Raw genomic sequence first — 16,458 nt, 5'->3', positions numbered from 1 at the left:
GCATGGAAACCCGCAAGAAGCTGCGCGCGCTGGCCGAAGCCCGCCGCGGCGTGCTCGTGCCCGGCGCGTTCAATGCGCTGTCCGCCAAGGTCATCGAGGACCTGGGCTTCGAGGCTATCTACGTCACCGGCGCCGGTGTCACCAACATGTGGTTCGGCCTGCCCGACCAGGGCTTCATGGGCCTGGCCGAGATCACCGACCACACGGCGCGCATCCGCGACGCGGTGGGCCTGCCGCTGATCGTGGACGCCGATACCGGCTTCGGCAACGCGCTGAACGTGCGCCACACGGTGCGCACGCTGGAGCGCGCCGGCGCCGACTGCATCCAGTTCGAAGACCAAGTGGCGCCCAAGCGCTGCGGCCACTTCTCGGGCAAGGAGGTGATCTCCACCGAGGAGGCGGTCGCCAAGATCAAGGCGGCCGTCGATGCGCGGCAGGACGCGGACCTGCTCATCATGGCCCGCACCGACGCCGCAGCCACGCACGGCTTCGAGGCGGCGGTGGAGCGCGCGCAGCAGTTCGCGGAGGCGGGCGCCGACATCCTCTTCGTCGAGGCGGTGACGAAGGAGGAGGAGGTGCGCGCGCTGCCCCGGCGCCTGGGCAAGCCGCAACTGATGAACATGGTGATCGGCGGGCGCACGCCGATCTTCAACGCGCAGCAGCTCGGCGAACTGGGCTACGGCATCGTGCTGTACGCCAACGCGGCGCTGCAGGGCGCGGTGGCGGGCATGCAGAAGGCGCTGACGGTGCTGCGCGACGAGAAGGAGGTGCGGGAATCGAGCGGCCTGGTGACGCCCTTCGCCGAGCGCCAGCGCCTGGTCGGCAAGCCCGCGTGGGATGCGCTGGAGAAGCGCTACACCTGACGCGCCGCCGCCGGCTGCCGCGCCTGCTCGATGAAGGCCCGGAGGTAGTCGGTGTCGAGGTCGGCTTCGCGCGCACCCAGGAAGATCTGCTTGGCGATGCCGCGCGGCCCCAGCCGCACCGGCACGACCGCCATCTTGTCGGCGTATTCCTCCACCAGCCAGCGCGGCAGTGCCGCCACGCCGCGGCCGCTGGCCACCATCTGCAGCATGATGTCCGTGGTCTCGATGGTCTTGTGGCGCTTCGGCGCGATGCCCGCGGGCGAGAGGAAGTCGGTGAAGACGTCCAGCCGCTGCGGCTCCACCGGGTAGGTGATCAGCACCTCCCTGGTGAGCTGCCGGGGCTTCACGTGGGCGGCTCCGGCCAGCGGGTGGCTGCGCGCCACCACCAGCACCTGCTCGTAGTCGAACACCGGCTCGAAATGCAGGCCCGGCTTGAACAGCGGGTCGGGCGTGACTAGCAGGTCGATCTCGTAGCCGAAGAGAGCGCCGATGCCGCCGAACTGGAACTTCTGCTTCACGTCCACGTCGACGTCGGGCCAGGCGGCCAGGTAGGGCGACACCACCTTCAGCAGCCACTGGTAGCAGGGATGGCACTCCATGCCGATGCGCAGGGTGCCGCGCTCGCCCTGCGCGAACTGGCCCAGCCGCTCCTCGGCCAGGTCGAGCTGGGGGATCACGCGGTTGGCCACGGCCAGCAGGTACTGGCCTGCCTGCGTCAGGCGCAGGCTGCGGCCCTCGCGCAGCCAGATGTCGGTGCCCAGCTGCTGCTCCAGCTTGCGCATGCTGTGGCTCAGCGCGGACTGGGTGACGTGCAGCACCTCGGCGGCGGCCGTCAGCGAGCCCTGCCTTTCGACTTCCCTGACCACGGCGAGGTGGATGCGTTCCAGCATGATGAATGAGCAGTGCTCATGGATATGTGAGATAAAACCATTTTACTTCATCGAATCCCCTTCCTAGCATTCGTCCCCTTGTGTATTGACTCCCGCACGGCAGACCGGATGACCACCACCCACAATCTCGGATTCCCCCGCATCGGCGCCAGGCGCGAACTGAAGTTCGCCCTGGAGTCGTACTGGAAGGGCGAGTCCTCCCGCGACGCACTCCAGGCGCTCGGTGCGCAGCTTCGCCAGCGCCACTGGAACGACCAGGCCGGCCTGGATCTCGTGCCCGTGGGCGACTTCTCGTTCTACGACCAGGTGCTGGACATGAGCTTCACGCTCGGCAACCTGCCCGAACGCGTGCGCGGCTTCCACGGCGACGCGCTGGACAACTACTTCCGCGTGGCGCGCGGCCGTTCCGCGCAGACGGCCGAGGAACATGCCGGCTGCTGCGGCGGCGTGGCGGCCGGCGAGATGACCAAGTGGTTCGACACCAACTACCACTACATCGTCCCGGAATTCACCGCCGGCACGCGGTTCGCGCTGGACGCCTCGCGCCTGCTCGACCAGATCGCGGAGGCCAGGGCGCAGGGTGTGAAGGCCAAGCCGGTCATCGTCGGCCCCGTCACCTACCTCGCCATCGGCAAGGCCAAGGACGACTCGGACAGGCTCGCGCTGCTGCCGCGGCTCCTGCCCGTGTACGCCGAATTGCTGGACACCCTGGCGGCGCAGGGCGTCGAGTGGGTGCAGGTCGACGAGCCGATCCTCGTCACCGAACTGGGCGCCGACTGGCAGCACGCCTTCAACACCGCCTACCACCAGCTCAAGGGCTGCCGCGTCAAGCTGCTGCTGGCCACCTACTTCGGCCAGCTGCTGGAGAACCAGTACCTGGCCGCCAACCTGCCGGTGGCCGGCCTGCACGTGGACGCGGTCAACGGCCGTGACGACGTGCTGCCGCTGCTGGGCATGCTGCCGGCGCACAAGGTGCTGTCGCTGGGCGTGATCAACGGCCGCAACATCTGGAAGACCGACCTGAATGCCGTGCTGGACTGGCTGGAGCCGATCGCCGAGCGCCTGGGCGAACGCCTGTGGATCGCGCCCTCGTGCTCGCTGCTGCACGTGCCGGTGGACCTGGCGAGCGAGCAGAAGCTGGATGCCGAGGTGAAGTCCTGGCTCGCCTTCGCGCTGCAGAAGCTGGACGAACTCAAGCTGCTGGGCCGTGCGCTGCGCGAGGGACGCGAGGCCGTCGGGACCGAGCTGGATGCCAACCGGGCCGCGCTGGCGGCGCGCCGCGCCTCGCCGCGCGTGAACAACCCGGCCGTGCAGGCGGCGGTGGCCGGCATCGGCAGCCACCTGGGCCGGCGCGAGAGCGCCTATGCTCGGCGCGCGCCCAAGCAGGCGGCCTTCCTGAAGCTGCCCCAGTACCCGACCACCACCATCGGCTCCTTCCCGCAGACGGCGGAGATCCGCCATGCGCGCAGCGAGTTCAAGGCGGGCCGGCTGGACTTCCCCGCCTACCAGGCCGCCATGCGGGCCGAGATCGAGCGCAGCGTGCGCGAGCAGGAAAAGCTGGGCCTGGACGTGCTGGTGCACGGCGAGGCCGAGCGCAACGACATGGTCGAGTACTTCGGCGAGCAGCTGGAAGGCTATGCCTTCAGCCAGTTCGGCTGGGTGCAGTCCTACGGCTCGCGCTGCGTGAAGCCGCCGATCCTGTTCGGCGACATCAGCCGCCCGCGGCCGATGACGGTGGAGTGGATCACCTACGCCCAGTCGCTGACGAGCAAGCCGATGAAGGGCATGCTCACCGGCCCCGTCACGATCCTGAACTGGTCTTTCGTGCGCGACGACCAGCCGCGCTCGGCGTCGTGCAGGCAGCTGGCGCTGGCCATCCGCGAGGAGGTGCTGGACCTGGAGAAGGCCGGCGTGCGCGTGATCCAGATCGACGAGGCCGCGCTGCGCGAGGGCCTGCCGCTGCGCAAGTCGCAGTGGAAGGCGTATCTCGACTGGGCCGTGGAGAGCTTCCGCATCACCGCCAACGGCGTGCGCGACGAGACGCAGATCCACACCCACATGTGCTACTCGGAGTTCAACGACATCATCGCGTCGATCGCCGAGATGGACGCCGACGTCATCACCATCGAGACCTCGCGCTCGGACATGGAGCTGCTCGACGCCTTCGACGACTTCAAGTACCCGAACGAGATCGGGCCCGGCGTGTACGACATCCACTCGCCCAACATCCCGACGCAGGAGCACATCGTGCAACTGATGAAGAAGGCGGCCGAGCGCGTGCCGGCCGAGCGGCTGTGGGTCAACCCCGACTGCGGCCTGAAGACGCGCCAGTGGCCGGAGGTGATCCCGGCGCTGGCCAACATGGTCGAAGCCGCCAGGACGCTGCGGGCCGGCGTCGCCTGACCGCCCATTGGCGGCTGAGGGCGAGGGCGCGCCGGCCTTCGCGTCTCATGCGGATCTGCTTTCAAAATCGAAAAGCCGTTCAGGCTAAAGCTTGAACGGCTCTTGTCGGTTGAAAGCAATCCAGAGTATCAAGCGGCCTGGTCCTGCAGGTCCGCCACCGGCACGCAGCTGCAGAACAGGTTGCGGTCGCCGTACACGTTGTCGACGCGGCCCACCGGCGGCCAGTACTTGGCCTGCTGGAGCCGGGCCAGCGGGAAGGTGGCGATCTCGCGCGAGTAGGGGTGCGGCCAGTCGGTGGCCGCCAGCGCGGCAGCCGTGTGCGGCGCGTTCTTCAGCGGGTTGTCGTCGCGCGGCCACACGCCTTCCTCGATGCGGCGGATCTCGCCGCGGATGGCGATCATGGCCTCGATGAAGCGGTCCAGCTCGGCCAGCGGCTCGCTTTCGGTGGGCTCCACCATCAGCGTGTTGGCCACCGGGAAGCTCAGCGTGGGCGCGTGGAAACCGTAGTCGATCAGCCGCTTGGCCACGTCCTCGGCCATCACGCCGCTCGTGTCCTTGAGGCCACGCAGGTCCAGGATGCATTCGTGCGCCACATGCCCGTTCTTGCTGGCATACAGCGTCGGGTAGTGCTCGGCCAGGCGCGCGCTGATGTAGTTGGCGCTCAGGATGGCCGTCTCGGTGGCGGCCTGCAGGCCCTGCGCGCCCATCATGCGGATGTACATCCAGCTGATGGGCAGCACAGCCGCATTGCCGTACGGCGCGGCTGACACGGCCCCCACCGTGGCGGCCTTGCCGGCCGTGGCATGGCCGGGCAGGAAGGGCACCAGGTCCTCGACCACGCACACCGGCCCCACGCCCGGGCCGCCGCCGCCATGCGGGATGCAGAAGGTCTTGTGCAGGTTCAGGTGGCTCACGTCGCCGCCGAATTCGCCGGGCGCGGCCACGCCCACCAGTGCGTTCATGTTGGCGCCGTCCACGTACACGCGCCCGCCGTGCGCGTGCACGATCTCGCACAGCTCCTTCACCCGCGTCTCGAACACACCGTGCGTGCTGGGGTAGGTGATCATCACGCAGGCCAGGCGGTCGGCGTGCTTGTCGCAGGCGCGCTTCAGGTCGTCGATGTCGACGTTGCCCTGCGCGTCGCAGGCCGTCACCACCACCTGCATGCCCACCATCTGCGCGCTGGCCGGGTTGGTGCCGTGCGCGGAAGAGGGGATCAGGCACACGTTGCGCTGCGTGTCGCCGCGGCTCGCATGCCAGGCCTGGATGGCCAGCAGGCCCGCGTATTCGCCCTGGCTGCCGGCGTTGGGCTGCAGGCTGATGCCGGCATAGCCCGTGGCTTCGCACAGCCAGGCGCGCAGCTGCGCGTCCAGCTCCGCATAGCCGGCCAGCTGCTCGGCCGGCGCGAAAGGGTGGATGTGCGCGAACTCGGGCCAGGTGATGGGGATCATCTCGCTGGTCGCGTTCAGCTTCATGGTGCAGCTGCCCAGCGGGATCATGCTGCGGTCCAGCGCCAGATCCTTGTCGCTCAGGCTGCGGATGTAGCGCAGCATGGCGGTCTCGCTGTGGTGCGTGTTGAACACCGGGTGCGTGAGGAAGGCACTCTCGCGGCGCAGCTCTGGAGGAATGCGCAAGGCCGTGTCCACGGCCAACTGCTCGAAGCGCGGCATGGGCGTGCCCGCGGGCACGAACAGCGCCCACAGCGCCTCCACGTCGGCACGGCCGTGGGTCTCGTCCAGCGAGATGCCCAGGTGTTGCGGCAGCCGGCTGCGCAGGTTCATGCCGGCCTGCTGGGCGCGGGCCAGCACCTGCGCGGTGTCTTCGCCGGTCTTGACGGTGAGGGAGTCGAAGGCTGTGTCGTGCACCAGCGGGCGGCCCATCTGTTCCAGGCCGCGCGCGAGGATCGCCGTGAGCAGCGCCACGCGCTGCGCAATGCGCGTCAGGCCCTGGGGGCCGTGGTAGACGGCGTACATGCTCGCGACCACCGCCGGCAGCACCTGCGCGGTGCAGATGTTGGAGGTGGCCTTCTCGCGGCGGATGTGCTGTTCGCGCGTCTGCAGGGCCAGGCGGTAGGCGGGCGCGCCATGCGCGTCCACGCTCACGCCGACCAGGCGGCCGGGCAAGGAGCGCTTGAAGGCGTCGCGGCAGGCGAGGTACGCGGCATGCGGGCCGCCCGCGCCCATGGGCATGCCCAGGCGCTGCGTGCTGCCGCAGACGATGTCGGCGTCCCATTCGCCGGGCGGCACCAGCAGCGTGAGCGCGAGCAGGTCGGCCGCCACGCAGAAGGCGGCGTCCTTGGCATGCGCCATGCCGGGCAGCGGGCGCAGGTCATGCACTTCGCCCGTGGTGCCGGGGTACTGGGCCAGGGCGCCGAAGAATTCGCCGTTGGCCATCAGATGCGGCAGGGTCTCGGTGGCGGTGCTCACCTTCACCTCGATGCCCAGCGGTGCCGCGCGTGTGCGGATCACTTCGATGGTCTGCGGATGGCAGTCGCCCGAAACCAGGAACACGTTGCTGCGGCTCTTCACGCTGCGCCGGGCCAGCGTCATCGCTTCGGCGGCGGCGGTGGCCTCGTCGAGCATGGACGCGTTGGCGATCGCCATGCCCGTGAGGTCGGTCACCATCGTCTGGAAGTTGACCAGCGCCTCCATGCGGCCCTGCGAGATCTCGGCCTGGTAGGGCGTGTAGGCCGTGTACCAGGCCGGGTTCTCCAGCACGTTGCGCAGGATCACGCCCGGCGTCAGCGTGCCGTAGTAGCCCTGGCCGATGAAGTTGCGCGCCACCTTGTTCTTGGCGGCCAGCGTGCGCAGCTCGGCCAGCGCCTGCGCTTCGGTCACGGCGGGCGGCAGCTGCATCGCCCGGCGGCGGCGGATGGCCGGCGGCACGATGCTGGCGATCAGCGCCTCGCGCGTGCGCTCGCCGATGGCCGCGAGCATGCGGGCTTCCCCCGCCTCGTCGGGGCCGATGTGGCGGGCGACGAACTCGGTGGGGTTCTCCAGGTCGTGCAGCGAGGGCAGGGCGGGCGTGGTCATGGTCGGACGGACAGGGCTAAGGAGGAACGGGAATGGATGGGCGCTGCCGGAGTGACCCCGGGCACCCATGGCGCCGGCCTTGCCGGGCCATCGGGGAGGTCTTGCAGACCGCGCAAGGCCAGCGGCCTTGCCCTTCGCCAGTCACAGAAGGTCCATTGGACCCTCTGTGTACGGGCTCAGCCCCCTTCGCGCCGCGGAAGGGGGAGGCGGGAAGCGGCCCGGGGTTGCTCAGTTGTTCTGGGCGAACTTCAGGTAGTCGGGCTCGTCCATCAGCTGGTCGAATTCGCCCAGGTCCTTTTGGTCCACATGCACCTTGAAGAACCAGCCCTGGCCCATGGGGTCGCTGTTGGCCAGCGAGGGGTCGGCGCGCAGCGCCTCGTTCACTTCCACCACCTCGCCCGACACGGGCATGTAGATGTCGGCCGCGGCCTTCACCGATTCCACCACGCCGGCCACTTCGCCCTGCGCGAAGCGCTTGCCGACTTCGGGCAGGTCGACGAAGACCACGTCGCCCAGCGCCTCTTGCGCGTGCAGCGTGATGCCCACGGTGGCCGCCTCGTGTTCTTCGGCGAACTCGATCCATTCGTGGTCCTTGGAGTAGTGGATGGTCATGGGAGGTTTCCTGCAAAGAAGGGAAGATGAAGGGGACGAAGCCGGAGTATGGCGCGCGGCCGGTGGACGCCCGTGTCAGCCGGTTGCGTGCGCGGCGCCCGTGGAACGCGGGCTCAGCCGCGGTGGTAGCGGGCGGGCACGAAGGGCATCTGCGTCACTTCCATGGGCACGGCCTTGCCGCGCACCACGGCCTGGATGCGCGTGCCCGGCTGCGCATAGGCCGCCGCCACGTAAGCCATGGCGATGGGGCGGTCCACCGTCGGCGCCAGCAGGCCGCTGGTCACGGCGCCGATGTCGTGGCCTTCCAGGTTCTGCAGCAGCGAGCCGTCGCGCACGGGGATGCGCTCCAGCGCCACCAGGCCCACGCGCTGGCGCGTCAGGGTGTGGTGGTCGGCCGGCGCCGCCGCCGCGTCGAGCTGGGCCAGCACCTTGTCCGCGCCCGGGAAGCCGCCTTCGCGCGCGCCGCCGCGGCGGCGCACTTTCTGGATGGCCCAGTTGAGCGCCGCTTCCACCGGCGTGGTGGTGGTGTCGATGTCGTTGCCGTAGAGGCACAGGCCGGCTTCCAGCCGCAGGGAGTTGCGTGCGCCCAGGCCCACGGGTTGCACCTCGGGCTGCGCCAGCAGCAGCCGCGCCAGCCGCTGCGCATCTGCGCCGGCGACCGAGATCTCGAAGCCGTCCTCGCCCGTGTAGCCGCTGCGCGTGACGAAGGCCGCCATGCCGCCGATCTGCACGCCGCCGCCGGTCATGAACACGAAGCGCTCGATGCCGGGCGACAGCCGCGCCAGCACGGCGGCCGCCTGCGGGCCCTGCAGCGCGAGCAGGGCCCGGTCGGGCAGCGGCTGCACTTCGCAGCGCTGGCCGATGCGCGCCCGCAGGTGCGCGATGTCCGCGGCCTTGCAGGCGCCGTTGACGATCAGGAACAGGGAGCCGTTCCCCTCATTGAAGAACATCAGGTCGTCGAGGATGCCGCCCTGGTCGTCCAGCAGCAGGCCATAGCGCTGCTTGCCTGGCGCCAGGCCGATCACGTCCTGCGGCATCAGCGATTCGAGCGCGGCGGCCGCATCAGGCCCCGCCAGCCGCAGCTGGCCCATGTGCGAGATGTCGAACAGGCCGGCCGCCTGGCGCGTGTGGCGGTGCTCGGCGATCAGCCCCGCGGGGTACTGCACCGGCATGGAATAGCCGGCGAAGGGCACCATGCGCGCCCCCAGTTCCAGATGCAGGGCATGCAGCGGCGTGCGCTGAAGTTCGGAGTCGGCGACGGAGGAAGGGGAGGCGGCCATCGGGGCGTCCAGTCAAGGGGCAGTCACGTCCGCCACCGGTGAGGGCTGCGGGCCACCCCTGCTGTCCCGGGTACCTGAGAGATTCGCCAGCGGTCCACGGCTTGTGGATCGCGGCTTGCTCCTTCGGTGGGCCGCCTCGGCGGGTGGCCTCTCTCCAGCAAGGAAGCGCCCGTTTGCACGGGCGCGCGCGCCAGTCCTTTTGCCTGAGCGTTCGGGGCCGAGCCCTGCGCCTTCGGCGGCCTTGCACCGAAGTGCGATGGCTCTCTCCTGACGAGTGCGCGCAGTATAGCCACGCGCCCGGCGCGTGCGGCGCCCAGGCCGGAGCCGTGACAGGGCGCCCCGCGCGCCGGCGCGGTGCAGGCGCTGCACCGCCTCAGGGCCGGCCGGGCGAGCGTGGCGGGGGCGCGAGGCCTGGCGCCTGCGCCCGCCGCAAGGTGGCGCTCGGGGCTTCGCCGTAGCGCGCGCGGTAGGCCGCGGCGAAGCGGCCCAGGTGTTCGAAGCCCCAGCGCGCCGCGACCTCGGTCACGGCCGCCTGCGGGCCCGGGTGCTGCAGCGCATGCCGCACCTGTTCCAGCCGCCGCGCGCGGATGTAGGCCGTCGGGGTCATGCCATGCGCCTGCGCGAACCAGCCCTGCAGGGTGCGCACGCTGGTGCGCGCCTGCTGGGCCAGGGCCGTCAAGGTCAGCGGTTCGGCCAGGTGCGCCAGGATGTGGTCTTCCAGCTGGCGCAGCCGGGCGCGCACCAGCGGCTGCGGTGCCGGCGCGCTCGCCAGGGCGGGCCCGGCGAGCGTGAGCAGGGCGCAGATCACATGCTCCTCGAGCATCGCGGCCTGCTGCGGCAGCAGCGCGGGCGCACGCGGATCGAGCAGCGCGGCCAGGTAGTGCATCAGCTGCCACCAAGTGCGGCCGGCCGGGCTGCGCAGGTCCACGAGGGGCGCCAGCCGAAGGGGCGCGCGCGCGTCGTCCCGGCCGCCGCCCTGCAGGGCCTGCAGCACTTCCAGCAGCCGCTGCTGCTCGATGCGCAGCATCAGCTTGTCGCAAGGCTCCGACCAGTGCATGCGCACCGGTTCGCTGGCCGACAGCACCGAGGCCTGCCCCACGCCGCAGTCCACCCAGCCCTGCGCATGGCGGATGCGCGCACCGCCGGCGAGCGGCATCTGCACCAGAAAGAAGTGCTCCAGCCGGTCGGGGTCGATGCGCACAGCCGCCCCATGCGCGAGCCGGCTCAGCCCCACCGAGGCGCCCAGCGCGCGGTGATGCATGCGCGCCTGCAGCGACTGGCGGCGGCCCTCCACGCTCAGCTCGTGCGGCTTGTAGATGCGGCCGATCTGCTCGCGGGCCTGGTCCAGGTCGCTGGAGTCCATCACGCAGCAGGGGGCCAGGGCCTGCCGCGCGGCGGGCGAGGCATCGGTCCAGCCCGCGCCCGCCAGGGCAGGCAGGGCGGTGCCGGAAGGCGAGTCGGACGCGGGCATCGACATGATTTCATGGTAGTCGCCCGGGCCGCTTGCGCAAACCGGATCGTGCGTTTCGCATTCCGGCTGGCGGCCGTGCGGGCGGCTGCCCACAATGAATTCGCCAACCCGGGATCCCCGCCCGATCCGCTACCAACCCCCACTCAGGAGTGCGTCATGGCCGTTGCCACCAAGTACCTGCTCAACGAAAACCAGATGCCCAAGTTCTGGTACAACCTCCAGGCCGACCTGCCCCAGCCGCTGCCGGCGGTGCTGCATCCGGGCACGATGCAGCCGGTGGGACCGGACGACCTCTCGCCGCTGTTCCCGATGGCGCTGATCGAGCAGGAGGTCAGCACCGAGCGCGAGATCGAGATTCCCGAGCCGGTGCGCGACATCTACCGCCTGTGGCGCCCGGCCCCGCTGTACCGCGCGCACCGGCTGGAGAAGGCCCTGGGCACGCCCGCCAGGATCTACTACAAGTACGAAGGCGTGAGCCCGGCGGGCAGCCACAAGCCCAACACCGCGATCCCGCAGGCCTTCTACAACGCCGAGGCCGGCATCCGCCGCCTGACCACCGAGACCGGCGCCGGGCAGTGGGGCACCTCCCTTTCCTTCGCCGGCAGCCTGTTCGACATGGAGGTGCTGGTGTTCCAGGTGCGCGTGTCCTACGACCAAAAGCCCTACCGCCGCGCCGTGATGGAAACCTACGGCGCGCGCTGCCTGGCCTCGCCCTCGGACCAGACCGCCTACGGCCGCAGCGTGCTGGCCGAGCGGCCCGATCACCCGGGCAGCCTGGGCATCGCGATCTCCGAGGCGGTGGAGCTGGCCGTGCAGCGCGAGGACACCAAGTACGCGCTGGGCTCGGTGCTCAACCATGTGCTGCTGCACCAGACCGTCATCGGCCTGGAAGCGATGGAGCAGATGCAGATGGCCGACGCCTGGCCCGACGTGGTGGTGGGCTGCACGGGCGGCGGCTCCAACTTCGCGGGCATCGCTTTTCCCTTCATCGGCCATGCGCTGCGCGGCGGGCGCAAATCGCGCATCGTGGCGGTGGAGCCGGCGGCCTGCCCCTCGCTCACGCGCGGCAAGTACGCCTACGACTTCGGCGACACCGCCCACATGACGCCGCTGACCAAGATGCACACGCTGGGCTCCACCTTCACGCCGCCCAGCCTGCATGCCGGCGGCCTGCGCTACCACGGCATGGCGCCGATGGTGTCGCACGTGATGGAGCTGGGCCTGATGGAAGCCGTGGCCTACAGCCAGGTCGACTGCTTCGCCGCCGGCGTGGCCTTCGCGCGCGCCGAGGGCATCGTGCCGGCGCCCGAGGCCAACCATGCGGTGAAGGGCGCGATCGAGGAGGCGCTGCGCTGCAAGCGCGAGGGCCGCAGCGAAACCATCCTGTTCGGCCTCAGCGGCCACGGCCATTTCGACATGGCCTCTTACCAGAAGTACTTCGCCGGCGAACTGCGCGACGAGGCCTACGACGAGAAGGAACTGGCCATGGCGCTGGCCGGGCTGCCCAGCGTGCCGGCCTGATCGTGCTGGCGCGAGGCCGGTTCAGTGCCCTTCGAACAGGGTGAGCAGCCGGTCCAGCCCGCCCATGTCGATGGCCACGCTGGCCTGGGCACGCACCTTGGGCTTGGCGCGGTAGGCCACCGACAGGCCGGCCACGCCCATCATCTCCAGGTCGTTGGCGCCATCGCCCACGGCAATGGCCTGCGCGGGCTCGCAGCCGATCAGGCTGCAGGTGCGCTCCAGCGTCTCGCGCTTCATGGCGCCGTCGCAGATGTCGCCCCAGCTCTGCGGCAGGATGTGCCCGGTCAGCGCGCCGTCGACGATCTCCAGCCGGTTGCTGCGCGCGAAGTCCAGGGCCAGGCGGTCGCGCAGGCGGTCGGCGAAATAGGTGAAGCCGCCGCTGACCAGCAGCACCTTCAGGCCCGCCGCCTTGCAGGCCAGCACCAGCTCGGCCGCGCCCGGGTTCAGCTGCAGGCGCGAGCGGTAGACCTGCATCAGGTCGGCTTCGGTCACGCCCTTGAGCAGCGCCACGCGGCGGCGCAGGCTGTCCTTGAAGTCGGTGATCTCGCCGCGCATCGCGGCTTCGGTGATGGCCGCCACCTGCGCCTTGCGGCCCACCGCGTCGGCGATCTCGTCCACGCATTCGATGTTGATCAGCGTCGAATCCATGTCGAAGGCGATCAGCTTGAAGTCGGCCAGGCGCAGCGGCGGCACGATGCCGCGGATGTGCAGGCCGGGCGCGAATTCGGTGGCGGGCGGGGGCAGGGAAGACATGGAAGGTGGGGGCGCCGGGCGCGCCCGGAAAGGCCGGGAATGCGTGATTGTCGGGGGCGTGCGCACGCCGGGATCAGGCCGCGGCAGCCGGCGCCTCGGCCTTGGCCGGCTGGCCCAGCGAGCGCAGCACGTCGCGCACCATCTGCGCGCGGTCCTTGGGCTCCTTGAGCTCGCGCTCGATGCGCAGCTTGTCGTTGCCCGCCAGCTTGATGTGGCGGTTCTTCTGGATCAGGCTGATGATGGCCATCGGGTCGATGGGTGGGTTGGGCTTGAAGGCGATGTGGATCACGCCCGGCGCCGCATCGACCTTCACCACGCCGTAAGGCCGCGCGAGCACGCGCAGGCGGTGCACGTCGATCAGCGTCTGCGCCTGCGGCGGCAGCTTGCCAAAGCGGTCCACGATTTCCTCGAGCAGCGTGTCGATCTGGTCGCTCGTCTTGGCCGTGGCCAGCTTTTTGTAGAAGGACAGGCGCAGGTGCACGTCGCCGCAGTAGTCGTCGGGCAGCAGGGCCGGGGCGTGCAGGTTGATCTCGGTGGCGGCATGCAGCGGGGCCAGCAGGTCGGGTTCCTTGCCTTCCTTGAGGCTGCGCACCGCCTCGGCCAGCATCTCGTTGTAGAGCTGAAAGCCGATTTCCATCATGTTGCCGCTCTGGTTCTCGCCCAGCACCTCGCCGGCGCCGCGGATCTCCAGGTCGTGCATGGCCAGGTAGAAGCCGCTGCCCAGTTCTTCCATCTGCTGGATGGCGTCCAGCCGCTGGGCGGCCTGCTTGGTCAAGCCCTCGATGTCGGGCACCATGAGGTAGGCGTACGCCTGGTGGTGCGAGCGGCCCACGCGCCCGCGCAGCTGGTGCAGCTGCGCCAGGCCGAACTTGTCGGCGCGGCTCATCACGATGGTGTTGGCGCTGGGCACGTCGATGCCGGTCTCGATGATGGTCGAGCACAGCAGCAGGTTGAAGCGCTGGGCGACGAAGTCGCGCATCACGCGCTCCAGCTCGCGCTCGGGCATCTGGCCGTGGGCGACGGCGATGCGCGCCTCGGGCAAGATCTCTTCGAGCTTCTGGCGCCGGTTCTCGATGGTCTCCACCTCGTTGTGCAGGAAGTAGACCTGCCCGCCGCGCTTGAGCTCGCGCAGCACGGCCTCGCGGATCACCCCGGTGCCTTCGTTGCGCACGAAGGTCTTGATCGCCAGGCGCCGCTGCGGCGCGGTGGCGATCACGCTCAGGTCGCGCAGGCCTTCGAGCGCCATGCCCAGCGTGCGCGGGATCGGGGTGGCCGTGAGCGTGAGCACGTCCACCTCGGCGCGCAGCGCCTTCATCTGCTCCTTGTGGCGCACGCCGAAGCGGTGCTCCTCGTCGATGATGAGCAGGCCCAGGTTCTTGAACTGCGTCTTTTCCGAGAGCAGCTTGTGCGTGCCGACCACGATGTCCACGCTGCCGTCGGCCACGCCCTTGAGCGCGGCCGTGATCTCCTTGCCAGAGCGGAAGCGGCTCATCTCCGCCACCTTCACGGGCCACTTGGAAAAGCGGTCCACCAGCGTCTGATAGTGCTGCTCGGCCAGCAGCGTGGTGGGCGCCAGGAAGGCGACCTGCTTGCCGCCCGTCACCGCCACGAAGGCGGCGCGCAGCGCGACTTCGGTCTTGCCAAAGCCCACGTCGCCGCAGACCAGGCGGTCCATGGGCCGCGGCGAGATCATGTCCTGGATCACGGCATGGATCGCGGCCTTCTGGTCGGCCGTTTCCTCGAAGCCGAAATCGTTGGCGAACTGTTCGTAATCCTGCGGTGAATAGCGGAAGGCATGGCCCTCGCGCGCGGCGCGGCGGGCGTAGATGTTCAGCAGCTCGGCCGCGGCATCGCGCACCTGTTCGGCCGCCTTGCGTTTGGCCTTGTCCCATTGGCCGCTGCCCAGCTTGTGCAGCGGGGCCTCGTCGGCGCTGACGCCGGTGTAGCGGCTGATCAGGTGCAGCTGCGACACGGGCACGTACAGCGTGGCCTTGTCGGCGTACTCCAGGTGCAGCATCTCCTGCAGGGCGGGCGTGCCGTCGGCGTTCTTCGAACCCAGGTCCATGTTCATCAGCCCGCGGTAACGGCCAATGCCGTGCGCGCTGTGCACCACCGGGTCGCCCACGTTGAGCTCGGACAGGTCCTTGATCAGCGCGTCGACGTCGCTGCTGGCCTCCTGCCGCTTGCCGCGCCGGCGCGTGGTGGGTGCAGCGGCGAACAGCTCGGTCTCGGTGACGAAGTCGATGCCCGCTTCCAGCCACACGAAGCCGGCCGCCATCGCGGCGGTGGCGATGCCGATCTTCTCGTCGGCCGCCTGTTCGAACTCGGCCAGCGAATCGAAGGCCGGCGGGTTCACGCCGCTGGCGCGCAGGAAGTCCAGCAGGCTTTCGCGCCGGCCGGCGCTTTCGGCCAGCACCAGCACGCGGTGCTGCGTGTTGCGGATGTGGTCCTTCAGGCGCGTGAGCGGGTCTTCGGCACCACGCACCACGGCCAGCGGGGGCAAGGTGTCGAACTCGGTGAACGGTGCGGCTTCGCCTTCGGCCAGCGCTGCGGCGGGCCGGATCGCCAATTGGGCGTAGGCCTTGGTGTGGCCGTAGAACTGCTCGGCCGTCAGGAACAGCGCCTCGGGCGGGAGCGCGGGCCGTTCCGGGTCGCCCTGCACCAGGCGGAAGCGCTCGCGCGTGTCCTGCCAGAAGTGCTGGAAGGTGCTTTCCATGTCGCCATGCAGCACCACCGTGCTGGCCGCGCCCAGGTAGTCGAACACCGTCGCCGTCTCGTCGAAGAACAGCGGCAGGTAGTACTCGATGCCGGCGGTGGCGACGCCGTTGCCCATGTCCTTGTAGATGCGGCTCTTGGTCGGGTCGCCCTCGAGCAGTTCGCGCCAGCGGCTGCGAAAGCGCGCGCGGGCCTCGTCGTCCATCGGGAACTCGCGGCCCGGCAGCAGGCGCACCTCGGGCACCGGGTACAGGCTGCGCTGCGTGTCGGGGTCGAAGGTGCGGATGGTGTCGATCTCGTCGTCGAAGAGGTCGACGCGGAAGGGCTGCAGCGAGCCCATCGGGAACAGGTCGATCAGCCCGCCGCGCACCGCGTACTCGCCCGGGCTCACCACCTGCGTGACGTGGCTGTAGCCGGCCAGCGTGAGCTGGGCCTTGAGCTTGGCCTCGTCCAGCTTCTGCCCGGTCTTGAAATGGAAGGTGTAGCCCGCCATGAAGGCGGGCGGCGCCAGCCGGTACAGCGCCGTGGTGGCCGGCACCAGCACCACGTCCACGCCGTCTTTCCCATCGCGCTGCAGGATGCGCCACAGCGTGGCCAGCCGCTCGCTGATCAGGTCCTGGTGCGGCGAGAAGCTGTCGTAGGGCAGGGTTTCCCAGTCGGGGAACACGGCGGTGCGCAACTCGGGCGCGAAGAAGGCCAGCTCATCGACCAGGCGCTGCGTGTCCGTCGCCTCGGCCGCGAACACGGCCGTGACGCGGCCCGCCGCGCGTTCGCGCTGGGCCAGGCGGGCCAGCAGCAAGGCGTCACTGGACGCAGGAGGGCGCGGCAGCGTGAATCGCTTGCCGGTGTGCAGATGAGGGAGTTCCATGCGGGGCGCAGCAATGCAGAACACCCCGCGCCGGGCGGCGAGGGGTGTGA

The 16,458-nt window shown here is 69.9% G+C and carries 10 protein-coding genes and 2 riboswitches; of the genes, 3 read left to right on the top strand and 7 right to left on the bottom strand.

Features of this window, described 5'->3' with window-relative positions; all coding sequences use genetic code 11:
- Nucleotides 1–2: 2 nt before the first annotated feature.
- Nucleotides 3–863 (top strand): oxaloacetate decarboxylase, encoded by an 861-nt coding sequence (locus LG388_RS12610; RefSeq protein ID WP_225783081.1) that lies wholly within the window; start codon nucleotides 3–5, stop codon nucleotides 861–863.
- Here the strand turns inward: LG388_RS12610 and LG388_RS12605 are convergent.
- On the bottom strand, nucleotides 854–1,753 hold the full coding sequence (locus tag LG388_RS12605) for a LysR family transcriptional regulator (RefSeq protein WP_225783080.1): 900 nt from the start codon (nucleotides 1,751–1,753) through the stop codon (nucleotides 854–856). The two genes, LG388_RS12610 and LG388_RS12605, sit on opposite strands and share 10 nt — an antisense overlap.
- A 108-nt stretch (nucleotides 1,754–1,861) precedes the next feature.
- Between LG388_RS12605 and metE the strand changes: the two genes are divergently transcribed.
- Nucleotides 1,862–4,156 (top strand): 5-methyltetrahydropteroyltriglutamate--homocysteine S-methyltransferase, encoded by a 2,295-nt coding sequence (gene metE, locus LG388_RS12600; protein WP_225783079.1) that lies wholly within the window; start codon nucleotides 1,862–1,864, stop codon nucleotides 4,154–4,156.
- Nucleotides 4,157–4,284: 128 nt separating this feature from the next.
- Here metE and gcvP read toward each other — a convergent pair whose 3' ends face one another.
- From gcvP to LG388_RS12580, 4 genes are all read right to left on the bottom strand, one after another.
- Nucleotides 4,285–7,188 carry an aminomethyl-transferring glycine dehydrogenase gene (gene gcvP, locus LG388_RS12595; protein ID WP_225783078.1) on the bottom strand — a complete coding sequence of 968 codons (2,904 nt, stop codon included), beginning with the start codon at nucleotides 7,186–7,188 and terminating at the stop codon, nucleotides 4,285–4,287.
- 228 nt (nucleotides 7,189–7,416) lie between these two features.
- Entirely contained in the window at nucleotides 7,417–7,800 is a 384-nt protein-coding gene (gene gcvH / locus LG388_RS12590; RefSeq protein ID WP_225783077.1) for a glycine cleavage system protein GcvH, read from the bottom strand.
- A 113-nt stretch (nucleotides 7,801–7,913) separates the two neighbouring features.
- A complete protein-coding gene (gene gcvT, locus LG388_RS12585; protein ID WP_225783076.1) occupies nucleotides 7,914–9,080 on the bottom strand; it encodes a glycine cleavage system aminomethyltransferase GcvT in 1,167 nt (388 codons plus the stop codon).
- 51 nt (nucleotides 9,081–9,131) lie between these two features.
- A riboswitch (glycine riboswitch) is annotated at nucleotides 9,132–9,248 on the bottom strand.
- A 13-nt stretch (nucleotides 9,249–9,261) separates the two neighbouring features.
- Nucleotides 9,262–9,360, bottom strand: a riboswitch (glycine riboswitch).
- A gap of 93 nt (nucleotides 9,361–9,453) precedes the next feature.
- Nucleotides 9,454–10,557 (bottom strand): AraC family transcriptional regulator, encoded by a 1,104-nt coding sequence (locus tag LG388_RS12580; protein ID WP_225783075.1) that lies wholly within the window; start codon nucleotides 10,555–10,557, stop codon nucleotides 9,454–9,456.
- A gap of 150 nt (nucleotides 10,558–10,707) precedes the next feature.
- Between LG388_RS12580 and LG388_RS12575 the strand changes: the two genes are divergently transcribed.
- The gene (locus tag LG388_RS12575) at nucleotides 10,708–12,072 is read left to right on the top strand and encodes a TrpB-like pyridoxal phosphate-dependent enzyme (RefSeq protein ID WP_225783074.1); all 1,365 of its coding nucleotides are present in this window, start codon (nucleotides 10,708–10,710) and stop codon (nucleotides 12,070–12,072) included.
- Nucleotides 12,073–12,093: 21 nt separating this feature from the next.
- Here the strand turns inward: LG388_RS12575 and serB are convergent, their stop codons facing one another.
- Both serB and mfd read right to left on the bottom strand, forming a co-directional pair.
- Nucleotides 12,094–12,825, bottom strand: coding sequence for a phosphoserine phosphatase SerB (gene serB / locus LG388_RS12570; RefSeq protein ID WP_225783073.1), 732 nt, complete (start codon nucleotides 12,823–12,825; stop codon nucleotides 12,094–12,096).
- 73 nt (nucleotides 12,826–12,898) lie between these two features.
- Nucleotides 12,899–16,408 carry a transcription-repair coupling factor gene (mfd, locus tag LG388_RS12565; RefSeq protein WP_225783072.1) on the bottom strand — a complete coding sequence of 1,170 codons (3,510 nt, stop codon included), beginning with the start codon at nucleotides 16,406–16,408 and terminating at the stop codon, nucleotides 12,899–12,901.
- Nucleotides 16,409–16,458 lie beyond the last annotated feature (50 nt).

This window comes from Xenophilus sp. Marseille-Q4582, assembly GCF_916700565.1.
In the GTDB taxonomy this organism is placed as follows: Bacteria; Pseudomonadota; Gammaproteobacteria; order Burkholderiales; family Burkholderiaceae_C; genus Xenophilus.
The sequence above is the reverse complement of the archived record's forward strand: the minus strand, read 5'-3'. Positions and strand labels throughout refer to the sequence as shown.